The 14,918-nt window shown below is 73.5% G+C and carries 11 protein-coding genes; 7 read left to right on the top strand and 4 right to left on the bottom strand.

Features of this window, described 5'->3' with window-relative positions:
* Positions 1–15 precede the first annotated feature (15 nt).
* Together solA and DEJ48_RS33220 are read left to right on the top strand one after the other, a co-directional pair.
* On the top strand, positions 16–1,170 hold the full coding sequence (gene solA, locus DEJ48_RS33225; RefSeq protein WP_150219845.1) for an N-methyl-L-tryptophan oxidase: 1,155 nt from the start codon (positions 16–18) through the stop codon (positions 1,168–1,170).
* Between the two features lie 37 nt (positions 1,171–1,207).
* Positions 1,208–2,329: an aromatic ring-hydroxylating oxygenase subunit alpha gene (locus tag DEJ48_RS33220; protein ID WP_150219844.1), complete on the top strand. Its 1,122-nt coding sequence runs from the start codon at positions 1,208–1,210 to the stop codon at positions 2,327–2,329.
* On the opposite strand, the gene DEJ48_RS33215 is transcribed toward DEJ48_RS33220, so the two are convergent.
* The 4 genes from DEJ48_RS33215 to DEJ48_RS33200 all read right to left on the bottom strand — a co-directional run bounded on the left by DEJ48_RS33215 (position 2,322) and on the right by DEJ48_RS33200 (position 10,323).
* Positions 2,322–6,986: a hypothetical protein gene (locus DEJ48_RS33215; RefSeq protein WP_150219843.1), complete on the bottom strand. Its 4,665-nt coding sequence runs from the start codon at positions 6,984–6,986 to the stop codon at positions 2,322–2,324. The genes DEJ48_RS33220 and DEJ48_RS33215 overlap by 8 nt on opposite strands.
* Positions 6,987–7,085: 99 nt before the next feature.
* Positions 7,086–7,979 (bottom strand): hypothetical protein, encoded by an 894-nt coding sequence (locus tag DEJ48_RS33210; RefSeq protein ID WP_150219842.1) that lies wholly within the window; start codon positions 7,977–7,979, stop codon positions 7,086–7,088.
* Positions 7,980–8,025: 46 nt separating this feature from the next.
* Positions 8,026–9,552 (bottom strand): hypothetical protein, encoded by a 1,527-nt coding sequence (locus DEJ48_RS33205; RefSeq protein ID WP_150219841.1) that lies wholly within the window; start codon positions 9,550–9,552, stop codon positions 8,026–8,028.
* A gap of 63 nt (positions 9,553–9,615) precedes the next feature.
* On the bottom strand, positions 9,616–10,323 hold the full coding sequence (locus tag DEJ48_RS33200; RefSeq protein WP_150219840.1) for a GntR family transcriptional regulator: 708 nt from the start codon (positions 10,321–10,323) through the stop codon (positions 9,616–9,618).
* Positions 10,324–10,495: 172 nt separating this feature from the next.
* Here DEJ48_RS33200 and DEJ48_RS33195 point away from each other — a divergent pair, with 172 nt between their 5' ends.
* From DEJ48_RS33195 to DEJ48_RS33175, 5 genes are read left to right on the top strand one after another with little or no spacing between them, the layout of a single operon-like run.
* Positions 10,496–11,800, top strand: a complete 1,305-nt coding sequence (locus DEJ48_RS33195) for an MFS transporter (RefSeq protein WP_150219839.1) — start codon at positions 10,496–10,498, stop codon at positions 11,798–11,800.
* Positions 11,797–12,597: a putative hydro-lyase gene (locus DEJ48_RS33190; RefSeq protein ID WP_150219838.1), complete on the top strand. Its 801-nt coding sequence runs from the start codon at positions 11,797–11,799 to the stop codon at positions 12,595–12,597. Before DEJ48_RS33195 ends, DEJ48_RS33190 begins: the two co-directional genes overlap by 4 nt.
* A gap of 47 nt (positions 12,598–12,644) precedes the next feature.
* Entirely contained in the window at positions 12,645–13,409 is a 765-nt protein-coding gene (locus DEJ48_RS33185; protein ID WP_150219837.1) for a LamB/YcsF family protein, read from the top strand.
* On the top strand, positions 13,406–14,029 hold the full coding sequence (locus DEJ48_RS33180) for a 5-oxoprolinase subunit B family protein (RefSeq protein ID WP_150219836.1): 624 nt from the start codon (positions 13,406–13,408) through the stop codon (positions 14,027–14,029). The genes DEJ48_RS33185 and DEJ48_RS33180 overlap by 4 nt, the downstream gene beginning before the upstream one ends.
* Positions 14,029–14,916 (top strand): biotin-dependent carboxyltransferase family protein, encoded by an 888-nt coding sequence (locus tag DEJ48_RS33175; protein WP_150219835.1) that lies wholly within the window; start codon positions 14,029–14,031, stop codon positions 14,914–14,916. Before DEJ48_RS33180 ends, DEJ48_RS33175 begins: the two co-directional genes overlap by 1 nt.
* The last annotated feature ends 2 nt before the right edge of the window (positions 14,917–14,918 follow it).

Genomic DNA, 14,918 nt, shown 5'->3' with positions numbered 1-14,918 from the left:
CGCCAGGAGGCATCGGTGTCCCCCACCTACGACGTGATCGTGATCGGCCTCGGCGGCATGGGCAGCGCCGCCGCGCACCACCTCGCCGCGCGCGGCTCCCGTGTCCTCGGCCTGGAGAAGTTCGGCCCGGTGCACGCCCGCGGCTCCAGCCACGGCGGTTCGCGCATCACCCGGCAGTCCTACTTCGAGGACCCCGCGTACGTACCGCTGCTGCTGCGCGCGTACGAGCTGTACGACCGCCTCGAACGCGACACGGGCCGCGACATCGCCACCTTGTGCGGCGGCGTGATGCTCGGGCGCCCCGACAGCCGCACGGTCTCCGGCTCACGGCTCTCCGCCGAGCAGTGGGACCTGCCCCACGAGATGCTGGACGCCAAGGAGATCCGCCGCCGCTTCCCGACGCTCACGCCCGATGACGACGAGGTGGCCCTGTACGAGGCGCGGGCAGGCCTCGTCCGCCCCGAGAACACGGTGGCCGCACATCTCCAACTGGCCACGCGGAACGACGCCGACCTGCACTTCGAGGAGCCCATGACCCGGTGGGAGCCCTACCGGGACGGCGTGCGCGTCCACACCGCGGAGGACACCTACACCGCCGGACAGCTGGTGATCTGCCCGGGCGCGTGGGCGCCCGCGCTGCTGACCGATCTGGGCGTGCCCTTCACCATCGAACGGCAGGTCATGTACTGGTTCCAGCCCTCCGGCGGCATCGGCCCCTTCCTCCCCGAGAACCATCCGATCTACATCTGGGAGGACGCGGAGAACGTCCAGGTCTACGGCTTCCCCGCCATCGACGGGCCCGCGCTGGGGGCGAAGGTGGCCTTCTTCCGCAAGGGCACGCCCTGCACTCCGGAGACCATCGAACGCTCGGTCCACGACGACGAGATCGTCGCGATGGCCCAGCAGGTGGGGCGGCTGATCCCGGACCTCCCCGGCGGCTTCGTCAAGGCCGCCACCTGCATGTACTCCAACACGCCCGACGAGCACTTCGTGATCGCCCGCCATCCGGAACACCCCGGTTCGGTGACCGTCGCGGCCGGCTTCTCCGGACACGGCTTCAAGTTCGTGCCCGTGGTCGGCGAGATCCTCGCCGACCTGGCGCTCGACGGCGCCACCGGGCATCCCATCGAGCTCTTCGACCCGAGCCGCCTCGCCGCCACGCCTGCCTGAGAACTGCCGAGAAGCCCCGTTGAGGAGTACGAGAACCGTGACGACGACCCCGTTGCCGCCGAGCCTCACCGCGACCCTCCCCGGCCGCTACTACACCGATCCCGAGATCTTCCGGCAGGAACAGGAGCGCGTCTTCGAAGCGCTCTGGTTCTGCGCCGTGCGCGCCGCCGACCTCGACGAACCGGGCGCCTTCCGCACCGTTCAGGTGGGGCGCGAGAGCGTCCTGGTCACGCGCTCCCGCACCGGCGAGCTGCGCGCCTTCCTGAACGTCTGCCGCCACCGCGGCGCCCGCCTGTGCACCGAGGAGGCCGGGCAGGTGCGGCGCGCCCTCCAATGTCCCTACCACGCCTGGACGTACGACCTGGAGGGACGGCTCGTCGCCGCGCCCAACCTGGTGAAGATGCCGGACGTCGACCGCGCCGCCTACGGCCTGATCAAGGTGGCCCTGCGGGAGTGGCTCGGCTACGCGTGGGTGTGCCTGGCCGACGAACCGCCCTCCTTCGAGGAGACCGTCATGGGCGCGGCGGTCGAACGGCTCGGCGACGCGGCGGCCATCGACCGCTACGGCACCGAGCGTCTCGCGCTCGGCAAGCGCGTCTCCTACGACGTGCGCGCCAACTGGAAGCTGATCGTCGAGAACTTCATGGAGTGCTACCACTGCGCGACGATCCACCCCGAACTCACCGATGTCCTGCCGGAGTTCGCGGACGGTTTCGCCGCCCAGTACTACGTGGGGCACGGCGCGGCGTTCGGGGAGGAGGTCGGCGGGTTCACGGTCGACGGCAGCGCGGGCTTCGGCCGGCTCCCCGAGGTGTCGCAGGACCAGGACCGCCGGTACTACGCGATCACCGTGAAGCCGACCGTGTTCATCAACCTCGTCCCCGACCACGTGATCCTGCACCGGATGTTCCCGCTGGCCGAGGACCGCACGGTCGTCGAGTGCGACTGGCTGTACGCACCCGATGTCGTCGCTTCCGGCGTGGACCTGACGCACTCCGTGGAACTCTTCCACCGCGTCAACACGCAGGACTTCGCGGCCTGCGAGCGCACCCAGCCCGCGATGGCTTCACGCGCCTACCGCGAGGGCGGGGTGCTGGTGCCGACCGAGCACCACATCGGGCTCTTCCATGACTGGCTGACGAAACAGCTCGCTACGTAGTGGTCGCTCGAGCCGGGACGGGCCTCTCCTGGGCAGTGGGTCGCTTGTACATACGCGTCGCGGTGATCTCTCCGTGCACCGTCTCGCCCTCCGGGTCCTGCTGCGGCAGGCCCGGACGCAGGTGCTCCTCGACGCTGATGTACTTCAGGCCCGCGCGCAGGTCCGCGTCGTTTCGCAGGCGGATGACCAGCGGGAACTCGGCCAGCGCGGTCGTGTCGAACAGGCCGGTCGTGTAGAGGAGCTGCACGCCGAGCGCGTCCGAGACGGCCCGCTGGAGCTCCAGGAGGTACGTCGCGTTGGCGCGGCCGATGGGGTTGTCCAGGAAGAGGGTGCCGGCGTGCCGGTGCTTGTCGCGGCCCCGGTCGTTGCTGCGCAGCGCGGCCATCGTGCAGTACAGGGCGATGGCCGCGGTGAGCAGCTGCCCTCCGGAGAACACGTCGCCCATCTGCCCGACGGGGACGCGCTCGGCGCGCAGCACGGCGTCCGGCTTGAGGATCTCGACGGCGACACCGCGCGGTTCCAGGGCTGCCTGGACGCCGCGCAGCAGCAGTGACATGCCGTCGCGCCGCATGTCGGAGTTCTTCTTCACGGCGGCGCGGGTCGCCTCGTCGATGACCTCGCCGAGCCGCTCCACGAGCGTGGCCTGGTCGGGCTCCTCGAAGCGGACGCGCAGGAATTCCTGCCCCGACCACTCCCCCAGGCCCTCGGGCAGGCGGGACAGGCGCTGTGCGGACCTCAGGGTGGCGAGTGCCGACTCCACGAGGCCGCGCAGCCGGTCGACGATGCTGTCGCGGTTGCGCTCCAGCTGCTCCAGCTCGTCGGTGAGGACGCGGAGCCGGGGCGCGAACGCGTCGGCCCACTTCTTGGCGTGCTCGGGCAGCGCGGACGCGGGCAGTTCGCGGATCTGCTGGCGGGCGGGCGTGCGCACCTGCTCGTACCGCGTCGCGTTCGCGTGCCGTACGAGGATGTCACTGGCCTCCCGGACGGCGGACTCGGCCGTCGACAGGTCGGCGGCGCAGCCGCGCAGGGAGCGGCGTGCCTCCGCGGCGGCCTGGCGGGCCTCCTCCAGGGAGCCCGGGTAGCCCTCGGGGGTGTCTTCGGTGTCCTCTTCGTGGTGCTCGCGCAGGAGGTCGCGGAGCAGCGCCGCGGTCTCGTCGAAGCCGCCGGCCGCGTCCTCGGTGACGCGGTGGGTGTGCAGCAGGGCGGCGTGCGCTTCCTTGGCGCGGCTCAGCGCCTCGGTGTGCGCGGCCAGTTCGCCGGTGGCGGTGCGCAGGAGCGTCTGGGCCTGCTCGGCGTCGGCGGGGACCAGCTCTTCGGGGAGCTCGGTGTGGGCGTCGCCGTCCTCGGGCGCGTGCCGTTCGGCCTCGCCGCGCAGCCGGCCGAGCTGCTCGCTCGCGGTGGACGCGCGGGCCTCGATCAGCTGGACCTGTGCCTCCGCGCGGGCGGCGGCGGCCTGCCGGGAGGGGCCGTCGGAACCGTCGGTGCCTTCGAGGAGCAGGGCGGCGCGGGTGCGGACCTTGTTGCTGAGCCGGTCGAGCTCGGCGAGTGCGGCGCTCTCGTCGCTCTCGGCGCGGGCCTGCTCGGCACGGAGGTCGGCGCCGACGCCCACCTTCTCGTAGAGCTGGGACGCCGCGCGGTAGGCCTCGCGCAGCGCGGGCAGCGACGACTTGGGGGCCTCGCTCTCCTCCGGTACGTCCTCGGGGGCGCCGGCGATCTCGGCGCGCTCGGCGCGCAACGCGCGGGCGGTGCGGCGTGCATCGTCCGCGGCGCGCTGGGCGGCACGGCGGTCCTCGTCCGCGGCGCGGGCCCGGTCCAGGCAGGTCTGGGCGCGGGCCTCGGACTCCACGGCGTCGTCGGCCAGTTCGCGGAGCTTGGCCTGCCAGCCCGCCCGCTCACGGAGCCGGAACGCGAGCCCCGCGAGGGCGTCGGCGACGCGCCGGGCGCGCTGGGCGGCCTCCTGGCGTTCGTCACGCACGCGTGCCGCCTCGCTCGCGGCCTCGTCGGCCTCGGCGCGGGCGGTGCGGGCCTCGGCGAGCTCGGCCTCGGCCTCCACGGCGAAGGCGCGCGCCTCCTCGGCGGTGGTGGCCAGTTCGGCGAGACGGCCACTGGGGCAGCCGGTGCGCCAGGACGCGAGGCGGGCGGCGAGCTCGCGGTCCTTGGCGAGACGGACGGCGAGCGCGCGGATCTCCTCGTCCCGCCGCGCGGCCCGTGCGCGCAGCGCCTGCCGCTCCTCGTCGGCGGCGTGCTCGTCGTGCATGGCCGGGTTCGGCGGTACGAGGAAGACGCCGCTGTCCGTGGACTGCTCGCCCGGCGTGGGCGCGAGGAGGGCGGCGGCGGTGCCCACGGCGACGGCGGAACGCGGCAGCAGGGCGGCTTCGGCGAGGGCGTCGCGGGCGCGGGCGTGCGTGTCCGGGTCGGTGATGACGACGCCGTCGACGAGCTCGGGGCGGGCGGCGAGCACGCGCGCGTGGTCGGCGGGGTCGACGGCCTGGGCGAGGTAGCGCCAGCCGGGCAGGGCGGGGATGCCGTGCTCGGCGAGGAACTCGACGGTGGCGAGGACGTCGGGGCCGGGCGGAAGCAGGCCGCCGTCGCCGAGGGCGCCGAGGATGCGGGAGTCGTCGGCTGCGGCGGTGCGCAGGTCGAAGAGCTGGCGCTCGGCGGAGGCGACGCCGTCGTCGAGCAGCGTGCGCAGGTCGTCGGCGGAGCGGTCAAGCTCCTCTACGGAGAGGGCGCTTCCGGAGAGGGCCTCTTCAGAGAGGGCACTTTCGGCGGAGTCGCCTGCCCGGCGGGGCAGCGGCACCCCGTCGCCCCCGCCCGGCAGGCTCAGGAGTTCGGCGAGCCGCTGGTTGCCCGCGATGGACTCGGCGGCGCGGCGCTCCGCGTCGTGCGCGGCCTCGGCGGCGGTCGCGGCGTCGGAGGCGCGGGCGGCGGTCAGCTCGGCGCGGGCCTCCGTGGCGGCCGTCTCCTTGGCGTGGTCGGCGGCGCGTCCCGCGGCCTCGCGCGCGGCGTCCCATGCGGCGACGGTGGTCTTCTCGGCGTCGCTCGCGGCGAGGGCGGCGCGGGCCGGGTCGGCGTCGGGGGCGGTGTCGTCGAGCCAGCCCGCGCGGACGGCCTCTGCGGTCTCCTGCTCGACCTCGGCGAGGCGCTGCTTCAGGTGTCCCGCCTCGCTGCGGGCGCGCTGCGCCTCGGTGGCGGCGACCGTGGCGTCCCGGTGCGCGGCCTCGCCGGTCTCCTGGAGGGCGGCGGACCGCTCCTCCTCTTCGTTGGCGAGGTTCTCCGCGCCCTCGGCGGCGGTGTGCAGGGCGCGGACGAGGTCGGAAGCGGCCTTGGCGCGGGCGGCGAGCGCGGGCGCCGCGTCGCGCTCGGCCTCACGGATGGCGACGGCCACGCGCGCGGAGCGGTCCGCCGCGGCGCGGTGCCTCAGGACGGCCTCCGCGGCCTGCCAGGCGGAGTGCAGGGTGCGGGCGTCGGCGAGCTCGCGGCGCTGGGCGGCGGCGGCCTTCTCGGCGACGGTGAGCGCCAGGGAGGCGTGCCGGTAGGCCAGTTCGGCGGAGATCAGGGCGCTCCTGCCGCGGGCCCGCTCGGCCTCTGTCACGGTGTGGGCGGCGGCGGTGACCTGCTCGGCCAGGTCGGCGACGCGGCCCTGCTCCTCGACGGCGCGGGCGGAGAGCCTGCGCGCCAGGGTCCGGGTGCGGCGCTCGGCGCCCGCGTGCACGTCACGCGCGCGTGAGCGGGTGTCCGCGGCGTCGACGATGCGGTTCAGCAGGTCCACGGAGCCCGCGGTGAAGTCGCGTTCGGCCATCAGCTCGGCGCGACGGCCCAGCTTGTTGCCGAAGCCGTGGACGAGGTCGGCGAGGCCGTCCGTGTCGCGCGTGTCGGTGACGGCGCGCAGCAGCAGGTCGGTGAAGTCGGAGTCCTTCTTGACGGCGAAGAGGCCTGCGGCCTCGCCCTCGTCGGCGTTCATCTCCCGCTGGTAGCGGAAGAGTTCGGGGTCCAGGCCGAGGTCGCCGAGGTGTTCGTTCCAGCGGTCGTGGATCTCTTCCCAGTGCACTTCGAGGTGCGGGTACGCCTTGACCGCCTCGGTCATGGCGTCGCGGAAGCCCTTCATGGTGCGCCGCCGCCCCTGGGCGCCGGACGCGCCCTCCACCGAAGGGCGCACGGCGGTGGACTCGGCGACGGGCAGCGAGTCCAGGCTCAGGCCCGGGCCCGGCCGGAAGGAGTACCAGGCCTCGGCGAACTTCCGCGGGTCGTTGGAGACCTGTCGGCCGCGCCACTCGCTGACCTTGCCGACGACCACGCACTCGCCGGTCAGGGTGTGCTGCCACTCCAGGGCGACGTGCCCGCAGTCGTCGGCGAGCAGGAACTTGCGCAGCACACCGGAGCTGGCGCCGCCGAGCGTGTTCCGGTGGCCGGGCAGCATGACCGAGAAGATCAGCTTGAGCAGGACGGACTTGCCGCCGCCGTTCTCCAGGAAGAGCACGCCGGCGGGGGCGGGGCGGCGCGGCGGGCCCACGGGCTCGTCCTCGAAGAACTCCGCCTGGGTGGGCGCGGGGTCGGGCACCTCCGCGCCGACGCCGCGCAGGTCGAGCACAGTGTCGGCGTAGCGCGCACCGGCCGGCCCGATGGAGTAGAGGCGGATCCGGGACAGCTCGTACATGGCGGCGGACTCTCGTCGTAAGTCGTGGGGACGGCAAGGAAGGTGGGGGCGGGGGGCCGGAGCCCGGCGGCCGGGCGGGGCCGCGTCAGGAGCGGCGCGTCAGGAGTGGAACGGCAGCCCCGCGTCGGCGGCCAGCTCCAGGTCGTCGGTCTCTTCGGGCGGCAGCAGCGTCGCCGAGCCGTCCGTGACCGGGACGACGCCGAGTTCGAGGAGCTCCGCCATGGCCGCGGTGCCCGCCATGTCGCGGACCTGGAGCTGGTAGCGGGCCGTGGTGCGGTACGTGCCTCCGGAGTCGTCACCCGTGCGCTGCAGGAACCCCGAGTCGGTGAGGAAGGCGGCCGCCTTGCCGACGATGCCGGTGGTGGAGCCTGCCAGGCGGCGGGCGTCCTTGGTGGCGCCGGTCGAGCTGCGGCGGGCCCAGATCCGCCAGGCGGCCTCGAGGCCCGGGGCGTCCGTCGCGGGGTCGGTGTTGTCGCCGTGTTCCTCGGCGCGCTCCTCCAGGCGGTGGCAGGCCTGGCGCACGAACGCGTCCACTCCGTTGACGGTGACCCGGCCGATGTAGCCGTCGTCGGCGAGGTCCTCGGGGCGCGGGAACGCCATGGCCGCGATGGCGAGGTGTGCGAGGCCGTGCAGGAAGCGGTCGGTGGAGTCGGTGGCCGCGCGGCGTGCGTAGTCCCCCATGCGGACGGCGAAGACGGAGTCCTCCGCGGCGGTCACGGCCATGCCCGCGCGCGGGGACACCTCAAGGACGACGAGCCCGAGCCCGGTGGCGACGGCGTCGGCGAGCCGGGCGAAGGGCGGGTCCTCGCGGTAGCGGCGGAGCAGTTCGGCGTACTCCTGGTCGCGGGCGGGCTGCAGCTTGGGCTGCAGCCCGAAGGCGACGAGCCGCGCGGCGTCGGCGGCGTCGGCCGGGGTGACGGGCGCGGGGGCGGCGGGCGCCGCCGTGGAGTCCGGCTCGCCCCACGCGGCGTGCTCTGCGGGGTGGTCGGTCACGGCGTGTGCTCCTTGAGGAAGAGGTGGGAGTGGGGGTGGGTCATGGTCACGCCGCCTCCGTCCGGTCGGCCGCCATGCCGACGGCGTCCAGGAGCGCGGTGCCGACGACGAGGTCCGCGCCGCCGAACTCCTCGTCGTCGAGTTCGGTGCCGTCGTCCACGGCGAAGAGGAGCTTCTCCTCGCCCTGGCGGTAGGCGGTGCCGACCGGCGGGCTGGCCGCGTGCACGGCCAGCAGGGCGACCAGGTAGGGCAGTTCGGGGTCGCGGCGCCGGGCGTCGGCAAGAAGGCCGGAGAGCCTGCGCGGCGCGTCGGAGGGCAGATCGAGCAGTTCCATGGCGCTCGCGAGCTGCTCCTCGCTGAAGCGGCTGTCGTCCGGGGTGGCGATGAGGTCGGGCTCGGGCATCTCCGCGCCGAGGTGCTCGCGCTCCATGGGCGGCGTGAGCAGTATGTCGACGAGGTCGCCGACGCGGACGGAGACGGGGGTGCGCAGTCCGGTGCCGCGGGTGAAGTAGGCATCCGTCACGCGGATCGCCTGTTCGGCCGGGAGCGGCAGGAGGGGTGCGACCAGCTGGCCGTACAGGTCGAGGCCCGCGCGTGCGGTGGGAGTGGCGAAGGCCTGCCGGTCCTGTTCGGCGCGGAAGAGGGGGCCGGCCTCCAGGAGGCGGGACTGCAGCTGGGTGTGGCGGCGGATGCAGTCCTTGACGATGTCGACCAGCTCGGCGGCGCGGCGCTTCTGCTCGGGGTCCTCGGACTCGTCGCGGGCCTTGCGGATGTTGGTCAGGATGGCGTTCTCGTGGCGGTACCGGTCCGCTACGTGGTCGAGTGCTTCGGCGATCATGTCGGGGACGGCCTTGAGCCAGTCCACCGCGCGGACGTTGCGCCGGGTCGCGTCGAGGGCCTTGCGCAGGGTTTCCGAGTACTGGACGGTGCGGTAGCGGGCCTGCTCCGCGGCGAGCTGGGCGTCGGCGAGCCTGCCGCGGCTGATCAGCACCTCGAGCTTCACCTCGGCGGCGATCTGCGCGCTGGTGACGTCGGTGTCGAGGGCGCCCACCAGGACGTTGACCGCTTCGTCGGTCGTCCGCAGGTAGACACTGCCGCCGTGGCCGGGGACCTCTTCGAGGAGCTTGAAGTCGTAGTCCCTGCGGACATACGTCCCGTCCGGGGCGAAGGTGCCGTACACGGCGCGAAAGCCGCGGTCGACGCTGCCCACGTTGATCAGGTTCTCCAGGACCCAGCGGGCCACGCGCTCGTGCTCGGCGGCCGGGCGCGCGGGCGCCTGGGCGGCGACGCGCGGGAGGAGCCGGCCGACGATCTGCTCGTGGTCGGCGCCGGTGTCGAAGTCCATGTTGAGCGTGACGAGGTCGATGGCGGACAGGGCCACCTCCGCCATCGCGTACACCGAGTACTCACCCGCGAGGTTGGCCTTGCGCACGTCGAGGTCGTGCAGCGGAGCCGTGCAGGCGAGGGCGCGCAGGCGGCGCGCCAGGCCCTCGTCGGCGGCCGGGCCCAGAGCGGGCCGCGGCCCCGCGCTGAGCTGGGGCGGAGCGGAGTCCGTAACGGCAGGCGAAGTCACGGTGCACAGACTAGATCCTCGGTCTGACAACGGTCGAAACGGCGCAGACCTGACAGCACCCGCTCAGCCGTGGTCGCCCGCCGCCCGCTGTCCGTACGCGTCGACCACCCGCCGACGCGAGTCGTCCAGGTACTCGACGAGCAGCGTCTCCGCGTCGTCGCGCCGGCCTTCCCGGAGCGCCTCCAGGATCTGTCCGTTGCGGGCGATGTAGGGCTCGTGGAGCCGCCGGGGGTCGTCCACCACGTGGAAGGCGAGGCGCAGTTCGGCGAAGACGCTGCGCATCAGCTCGTCGGTGCGCTCGCTCCCCGCGAGAGCGACGAGCTCCCGGTGGAAGTCGATGTTGGCGGTGGACACACCTTTCCAGTCGCCCGCCCGCGCGGCCCGCCGCCCGTCGGATACGGCGTCGGCCAGCCCGTCCACGGCGTACGGCGGTTCCCCGAGCCCGCGTACGACCGCGCACTCGACGAGGGCACGGGTGCGGTAGATGTCCCCCACATCCTCATCGGTCAGCATCCGCACGAACACCCCGCGATTGAGCTGGTGCTCAAGGAGCCGCTCGTGCGTGAGCAGCCGGAACGCCTCCCGGAGCGTGTTGCGGGAGACGCCGAGCGCGCCGCCGATGCTGTCCTCGGAGAGCCGAGTCCCGGGCGGGAAGAAGCCCGCGGCGATGCGGCTCCGCAGGATGTCCGAGACCCGCTCCGCCGTGCTCGTGCGCCCCAGGAGCGCGCGGTCGTCGGCCAGTCCGTTCACGTCACCCATCCCCTCCGCCATGCCCGGATTCAATCGCAGATGCAAGAACGAAACAACAGGGGTATTGAGGGATCGTTCAACGATCCTCTACGTTGTCGGGCACGGCTCACCGCTCCACCCCTCCCCGTCCCCCCACCGCACGACCGCACCACGCCCGCTCCAGCACCCTCCGTCCCTCACCTGTGAGGTGCCCATGAGCACGACCCCACCGCCCGACACGGCCGCACCGGCAGGGCCACCCTCCGAACACGTCGAACCCTTTGACGACAGCGGTGCGTTCGGCTGGCTGCGCGCCCTCGGACCCCGCGGACGCCGCGCCTTCGCCGGCGCCTTCGGGGGCTACGCCCTCGACTCCTACGACTACTTCACGCTGCCACTGAGCATGGTCGCGCTCGCCGCGTACTTCGGCCTCGACAGCGGCCAGACCGGGCTCTTCACCACCGTCACCCTCGTCGTCTCCGCCGTGGGCGGCGCCATCGCGGGGGTGGTCGCCGACCGGATCGGCCGCGTCAAGGCCCTGATGATCACGGTCGTCACGTACGCGGTCTTCACGGTCGCGTGCGGTTTCGCACCCAACTACGAGACGCTGCTCGTTTTCCGTGCCCTCCAGGGGCTCGGATTCGGCGGCGAGTGGGCGGTCGGCGCGATCCTCGTCGCCGAGTACGCCACCGCCAAGAACCGCGGTCGCACCCTGGGCGCGATCCAGAGCTCCTGGGCCGTGGGCTGGGGGCTCGCGGTGATCGTCTACACCCTGGTGTTCCAGTTCCTGGACGACGACGTCGCCTGGCGCGTGATGTTCTGGACCGGTGCGCTGCCCGCACTCCTCGTGATCTACGTACGGCGCAACGTGCACGACGCGCCCGAGGCCGCCGAGGAACGGCGCAAGAGCGCGGACAAGGGATCCTTCACGGCCATCTTCAAGCCGGGCCTGCTGCGCACCACGTTCTTCGCGGTGCTCCTGTCCACCGGCGTGCAGGGTGGCTACTACACACTGGCCACCTGGGTGCCCACGTATCTCAAGAGCGATCGCGGGCTCACGGTCGTCGGCACCGGCGGCTATCTGACCTTCCTGATCTCCGGCGCCTTCATCGGCTATCTGACCGGCGGCTATCTCACCGACAAGCTCGGCAGGAAGCGGAACATCACGCTCTTCGCCTTCCTCTCGGCGGCCAGCATCCTCGCGTACACGAACATCCCGGACGGCGCCAACGGCCTTCTCCTTGTGCTCGGTTTTCCGCTGGGCTTCTGTATGTCGGCGATTTTCAGCGGCTTCGGCTCGTTCCTCAGCGAGTTGTACCCGGCCGCCGTCCGCGGCACAGGGCAGGGCTTCACGTACAACACGGGACGCGCGATCGGTGCCGTCTTCCCCACCATGGTCGGATTCCTCGCCGACAGCTGGGGCGTCGGCGGAGCGCTGGTCTTCGGAGCCATCGGTTACGGACTTGCCGTCCTGGCACTCCTCGGTCTGCCGGAGACGCGCGGAAGGGAACTCCTGTGAACCGCGAGACGCGCGCCACGCCGTCGATCCGCAGCGCCAAGAAGGCGCGCGCCGCCTTCCGCGCGGGCGACACCAGCCCCACCTCGGGGTGGGCCGCGGGCTTCACGCAGGCCAACCTCATCTCGGTGCCCGCCGACTGGGCCTACGAGATGCTCCTGTTCTGCCAGCGCAACCCGAAGCCCTGCCCGGTCCTCGACGTCACGGACGCGGGCTCCTGGGCCACTCCGCTCGCCCCGGGCGCCGATCTCCGCACCGATCTGCCGCTCTACCGTGTGTGGGAGCACGGCGAGATGACCGCCGAGCCCACGGACGTGGTCGACCACTGGCGCGACGACCTGGTGACGTTCCTCATCGGCTGCAGTTTCACCTTCGAGTGGGCGCTCGCCGACGCCGGCGTCCCGCTGCGCCACATCGAGCAGGGCCGCAACGTCCCGATGTACGTCACCGACCGCCCCTGCCGCCCCGCAGGCCGCCTGCACGGCCCGATGGTGGTGTCGATGCGCCCCGTGCCGCCGGGGAGGCTCGCGGACGCCATCAGGGAGAGCTCGCTGATGCCCGCGGTGCACGGCAGCCCGGTGCACTGCGGCGACCCCGGCGGGCTCGGCATCCAGCACCTGGACCGCCCCGACTTCGGCGACGCGGTGACCGTCGAGCCCGACGACATCCCGGTGTTCTGGGCGTGCGGGGTGACCCCTCAGGCGGCGGTGATGGCATCACGGCCGCCCTTCGCGATCACCCACGCGCCGGGCCGGATGTTCGTCACCGACGCCCGGGACGAGCAGTACCGCGTGGTGTGACCGCCGAAAGCATTGGAGGCTTACGTCAAGCACTGGAGGCTTACGCCATGAACGCGCCCCTGATCGATCTCAACGCCGACCTCGGCGAGGGCTTCGGCCGCTGGCACCTGACCGACGACGAGGAACTGCTGTCCGTCGTCACCAGCGCCAACGTGGCCTGTGGGTTCCACGCCGGGGACCCGGCCACCATGCGCCGGGTGTGCGACCGCGCCGCCGAGCGCGGGGTGCGGATCGGTGCGCAGGTGTCCTACCGGGACCTGGCGGGCTTCGGGCGGCGTGCCATGGACGTGCCCGCCGCGGAGCTGGCGGCCGAAGTGGCGTACCAGATCGGCGCCTTGGAGGTGTTCGCCCGCGCGGCGGGCACGCGCGTGTCGTACGTGAAACCGCACGGCGCGCTCTACAACCGCGCCGTCCACGACGAGGAACAGGCCCGCGCGGTCGTCGAGGGCGTACTGCTCGCCGACGCCGCGCTGCCCGTCCTGGGGCTGCCCGGATCGTCTCTCCTGAAGACCGCGGACAAGGCCGGGCTGCCCGTCGTCACCGAGGCGTTCGCGGACCGCGCCTACACCGACGAGGGCACTCTGGTTCCACGCACCCAGGAAGGGGCGGTCGTCACGGACGCGGACTCCGTCGTCTCGCGGTCCGTCAAAATGGCCCGCTCCGGTGTCGTCACCACCCTCGGGGGCCGCCAGATCGAGGTCCGCGCGCGGTCGCTGTGTCTGCACGGCGACACCCCGGGCGCGGTGGAGCTGGCCCGTCGGGTGCGGGCCGAGCTGGCGGCGGCGGGCGTGCGCGTGGCGGCGTTCGCATGAGGGCCCTGCCGGTCGGCGAGCGGGCCCTGCTCGTCGAGCTCTCCGACGGCACCGAGGCCCAGGCCCTCCACGCGGAGCTGCTGCGCCGCCGCGCGTCGGGCGCCCTGCGGGTCCGGGAGATCGTTCCCGCGGCCCGTACGGTGCTCCTCGACGGTCTCGACGAGCCCGGCCGCGTCGGAGCGGAGCTGCCCGGCTGGGAGATCCCGCCGCTGCCCCCGCGCGCGGGAGACGTCGTGGAGATCCCGGTGAGGTACGACGGACCGGACCTCGCGGACGTGGCGGCGCACTGGGGCGTGCCCGTGGCCGAGGTGGCGCGCATCCACTCCGCCGCCGAATTCCGCGTCGCCTTCTGCGGCTTCGCACCCGGCTTCGGCTATCTCACCGGCCTGCCCGAGCGCTACGAGGTGCCGCGCCGGGCCACGCCCCGCACCGGCGTCCCCGCGGGCAGCGTCGCCCTGGCGGGCCCGTACACGGGCGTCTACCCGCGTGCGTCGCCCGGCGGCTGGCAGCTCATCGGCTCCACGGACGCCGTGCTGTGGGACCACGCGCGCGTGCCCGCCGCGCTGCTCTCCCCCGGCGTCCGCGTCCGCTTCGTGCCCCGTCCGGTAGTGGGGACGTGATGACCGACCACGCCCTCGCCGTCGTGCGCGCCGGAGCCCTGACCACCGTGCAGGACCTCGGGCGCCCCGGGCACGCCCACCTCGGGGTGCCCCGCTCCGGCGCCCTCGACCCGCCCGCCGCCCGCCTGGTCAACCGCCTGGTGGGCAATCCGTCCGACGCTGCCGTCCTGGAGACCACTCTCGACGGCTGTGCCGTGCGGCCGCGCAGGACCGTGACGGTCGCCGTCGGCGGCGCCCCCTGCCCCGTGGCCGTCGACGGCAGGCCCGCGCCCTGGGGAGCGCCGGTGCGCGTGCCCGCGGGCGCCCTTGTCGACATCGGATCGGCTGTCTCCGGAGTACGTTGCTACGTCGCGTTCGACGGCGGCGTGAGCGTCGACCCGGTGCTCGGCAGCCGCTCAACGGATCTGCTCTCCGGCCTCGGCCCGCCCCCGCTCGCGACCGGCGCCGTCCTTCCCCTGGGCCGGCCAGGCGGCATCCACGCACGCGTGGACGTCGTCCCGCAGCCCGCGCCGCCCCGGGAGCTGGTGCTCCGGGTGACGCTCGGGCCGCGCGCGGACTGGTTCACGGCGGCCGCGCTGGACACGTTCACCACGCGCGCGTACACGGTGTTCTCGGCGAGCAACCGGATCGGCCTGCGCACCGAGGGCCCGGCGCTGGAGCGGGCGTTCGAAGGGGAGCTGCCCAGCGAAGGCATGGTGCTCGGCGCCGTGCAGGTCCCGCCGGACGGCCGGCCCGTCGTCTTCCTGGCCGACCACCCGACCACCGGGGGCTACCCGGTGGTCGCCGTGGTCCGCGAGAGCGACCTGGCCGCGGCGGCCCAGGCCCGGCCGGGAACGCCGGTGCGTTTCGTCGCCGCCACGCGGCGGCAACCCCGGCCGAGTCCGTAGGC

This window comes from Streptomyces venezuelae (assembly GCF_008642315.1).
In the GTDB taxonomy this organism is placed as follows: Bacteria; Actinomycetota; Actinomycetes; order Streptomycetales; family Streptomycetaceae; genus Streptomyces; species Streptomyces venezuelae_D.
This window is presented reverse-complemented; position numbering and strand designations above follow the sequence as displayed.

Excerpts from the sequence above, each read along its gene's own strand:
- DEJ48_RS33215 (WP_150219843.1), bottom strand. The coding sequence starts at position 6,986 with ATGTACGAGCTGTCCCGGATCCGCCTCTACTCCATCGGGCCGGCCGGT.
- DEJ48_RS33200 (WP_150219840.1), bottom strand. The coding sequence starts at position 10,323 with ATGGCGGAGGGGATGGGTGACGTGAACGGACTGGCCGACGACCGCGCG.
- DEJ48_RS33195 (WP_150219839.1), top strand. The coding sequence starts at position 10,496 with ATGAGCACGACCCCACCGCCCGACACGGCCGCACCGGCAGGGCCACCC.
- DEJ48_RS33185 (WP_150219837.1), top strand. The coding sequence starts at position 12,645 with ATGAACGCGCCCCTGATCGATCTCAACGCCGACCTCGGCGAGGGCTTC.
- DEJ48_RS33180 (WP_150219836.1), top strand. The coding sequence starts at position 13,406 with ATGAGGGCCCTGCCGGTCGGCGAGCGGGCCCTGCTCGTCGAGCTCTCC.
- DEJ48_RS33175 (WP_150219835.1), top strand. The coding sequence starts at position 14,029 with ATGACCGACCACGCCCTCGCCGTCGTGCGCGCCGGAGCCCTGACCACC.